Here is a 3,289-nt window from a genome sequence, read left to right on the forward strand (position 1 = left end):
GTTAAACCAGTTGTACGAGGTACTGTTTAACAAAACATTAGACAGGCAGCACAATGCCCTTGATGATGCCGAGGCTACCGCTGAATGTTTTTTTGAGATGCTGAAACGCGGCGACATTACCGACGACAGTGTACAGCACCGGGAAGTTTACCTGCAAAAGATCCGCTCCGAAAAAAAATACCTTTTACCTGCAGCCATTGTTTTAATATTGATCATCATCATAGCATTTTGGTTATATGGTTCAACGTCTTGAATTTTTAAGTAAAGTATCCCCTTTTAATTTATTGCCTGCGGAGGTACTGGAAGAAATTGCCGATCAGCTACAGGAGATCCGCTATAGCAAGGATACGGTTATCTATCAGCAGGAAGTAACCAAAATGCGCGGCGTAGATATTGTTGCCGAGGGCGAGTACGAATCCTTTTTTTACGATAGTCAGCAAAATAAACGATTGTTAGAGCATCATCATTCGGGTTATTGCTATGGCGGTATTTCGGTATTGCTTAACCGCAAGCAGTCTATCCGTACAGTTATAGCGAAGAGAGGTACCACGGTTTTCTTTCTACACCGTAAAGATTTCCGTTCGCTTTGCAAAACCTACGAAGAGTTTTTCCAATACTTCACTTCTGATTTTGGCAAACGCATGCTCAATGATGAGTTTGCCCATTTTTATAAACGTCCGGCAACTTTTGAGGAAAGCTATATAGCGTCCGAACAATTGTATTCGCGCAAAATTGAAACCATCGAATACCGCGAAATAGTTTCCTGTCCGCAAAGCACCCCGGTTTATGAAACTGCCCGGTTAATGGCGAAACATAAGGTGAGCTGTATTTTTATCCGTGACGAACAGGCGAAAATTGTAGGCTATGTGACCGATATTACGCTCCGCGACAACGTGGTTGCCAAACAGGCCGATACATCTCAACCGGTTGGCAATGTAATGGGCAACCCTATAGTTTGCATTAGTACCAATGCCTATGTGTACGAAGCTATTTTGATGATGTTCCGCACTAAAACGCGGTACCTGCTCATTAAAAACGGAGACGAATTTGTAGGCAGTATCAGCAGGAATAAACTCCTGGCCGAGCAGGCACAATCCCCGCTGGTATTTATTCAGTCGGTTAAGCAGGCGATTTCGGTACAGGAGCTTAAACGCAAATGGGAATCGGTACCGCAAATGGTTACGCAATTACTTGGACGTGGAGTAAACGCCGAAATTGTGAACCAGGTGATTACCACCATTGCCGATACCATTGCCATAAAAGTAATAGAAAGCGTTATTGAAGTGATGGGACAGCCGCCTGCCAAATTTGTTTTTATGGTGCTTGGCAGCGAAGGCCGTAAAGAACAAACCTTTAAAACCGACCAGGATAACGCCATTATTTACGAAGACAAAGCCAACGAACACCGTGAAGAGGTGCGCGAGTATTTCCTGAGCTTTGCGCAGCAGGTATCTGAAAAGCTGGACCACATAGGCTTTAGCTTTTGTACCGGCGGCTATATGGCCCAAAACCCCAAATGGACACACTCCCTTTCCCACTGGAAACGCAATTACGAAAGCTGGATGACCGAAGCGGTTCCCGAAACTGTGATCCAATTCTCCACCTTTTTTGATTGCCGTTACCTGTACGGCGAAGCCAGCATTATGGACGAACTGAAAGAGTTTTTGGACGAAGAACTACAGAAGCCGTTGGGCAAGATCTTTTTCCATATGGCTAAAAATGCTTTGCAATATGAACCGCCGCTCACCTTTTTCAAAAACATTAAAACATTTACCAAAGGCAGCCAGGAGGTTTTCGACATCAAAAAATCAATGACCCCAATCGTAGATCTGGTGCGGATGTATGCTCTGCGCCACCGTATTTTTGAGGTTAATACCGGCGAGCGATTGAAAGCGCTGAAAGAAAAAGACGTATTCAACGAAAAGGAAGTTCACGAGCTGATCCAGTCGTATTATTTTTTAATGAGCCTGCGCCTCCGTAACCAGGCCTCCCAAATTATCCAGGACCGCACCGAACCCGATAACTATATCGACCCCGATAAACTCACCAAAATTGAAAAAGTAGCTTTAAAGGAGATTTTCAGGACTATAGATAATTTTCAAACAAGAATAAAAGTAGAGTTTACGAATAATTTGTTTGGGTAAAACAACAAAATGTCATTGCGAGCGAAGCGCGGCAATCTCGTAGCCAATGCATGTTCGATTTGCATAGCTACGAGATTGCTTCGTCGTTCCTCCTCGCAATGACATAAAAAATATTTAACTTATTTCTCCTTACAACTTCCCGGCCTTCTTCAAAGTAGCAGCGGCCTCAACCATCATTACACCGCTTAACTGTGTAGTAAGATCAGTAGTACCAGATGGTTGCTTTTTCCAATCCGGACTGATCATGAGTGATGGGCGCTCGATACCGGCGGTGTATAAAGTTTCAGCATTAAATTTCAGGAAGCTGATAAACTTAGTCCTGTCGGTTTCTGATACATCGGGATCAAGGGCCAGTAGTGTAAGGTACCGGACCAGGATGCCTTTAAACAAACCACCATCGCCCTGTCCTTCCGATTTCAGGATACCGCCGGGCGAGATCTCGGTGTCATTGATAGTAGCGTTGGCCGTGTTTACAGCATCGGTAAGGTAGACCGCATCTTTGGTAACATGATAAAGTTCCAGTGCTGCGCCAATAAATACACCCTGGTTATAGGTGAACTTCCACTTACTGATCTGCCCGTCGCCATTGGCATTTATACCATCCCAGATGATACCTGATGGATCAAGCAGGGTTTTCTTTAGCCAGGTGTAAAGGCGTTTTGCTGTCGCGAGGTCGGCCTCATTTTTTTCCAGCGCGTATAAGCGGGCGGCAAAAATAATGGCAGGGGCATTTGCAGGTGTGTTTTTATAATCCAGCTGATTTTTACGCCAGGCTATGCCACCACCCTGGTTATTGTTTTCGCCGGTTTGGATGTCTGTCCAAAGCGTATGGGCAGCTGTAAGATAAGCGGCATCATTTGTGGCACTATAAGCGCGCAGGCTTGCCAGGTCCAGCCATTCCATATCATCATAAAAATTATTGGAGAGACCACCATTAGTGGTTTTTATCCCGGCCAAAAGCGAACTCATCCTTTGCTTGTAGATATCATTATTGGTGCGCAGGTAGGCATCGGTAAAAATATCCAGCGTATGGGCGTTAGGCCAATAGTTAAACTGGGTGCTGCCGGCATTATTTTGCACAAAGTAATTCCCGTTTGCTGATATGAAAGTGGTATATGTTTTTTCCTGTAAAGAATCTGCGGCTT

General features: G+C 44.6%; 2 protein-coding genes and 1 pseudogene. 2 read left to right on the plus strand and 1 reads right to left on the minus strand.

All coding sequences use genetic code 11. The annotated features are described in order from the left end of the window. Positions 1-253, plus strand: a pseudogene (locus VF500_RS12815) (3'-5' exonuclease); the annotation flags it as partial. Beyond that, positions 237-2,144 (plus strand): DUF294 nucleotidyltransferase-like domain-containing protein, encoded by a 1,908-nt coding sequence (locus VF500_RS12820; RefSeq protein ID WP_330860049.1) that lies wholly within the window; start codon positions 237-239, stop codon positions 2,142-2,144. The pseudogene VF500_RS12815 and the gene VF500_RS12820, both read left to right, overlap by 17 nt. A gap of 129 nt (positions 2,145-2,273) precedes the next feature. On the opposite strand, the gene VF500_RS12825 is transcribed toward VF500_RS12820, so the two are convergent. Beyond that, positions 2,274-3,289 (minus strand): glycoside hydrolase family 76 protein (locus tag VF500_RS12825; RefSeq protein ID WP_330860050.1); only part of this gene is annotated, 1,016 nt, incomplete at its 5' end.

Source organism: Mucilaginibacter sp. (assembly GCF_036383575.1).
Classification (GTDB): domain Bacteria; phylum Bacteroidota; class Bacteroidia; order Sphingobacteriales; family Sphingobacteriaceae; genus Mucilaginibacter.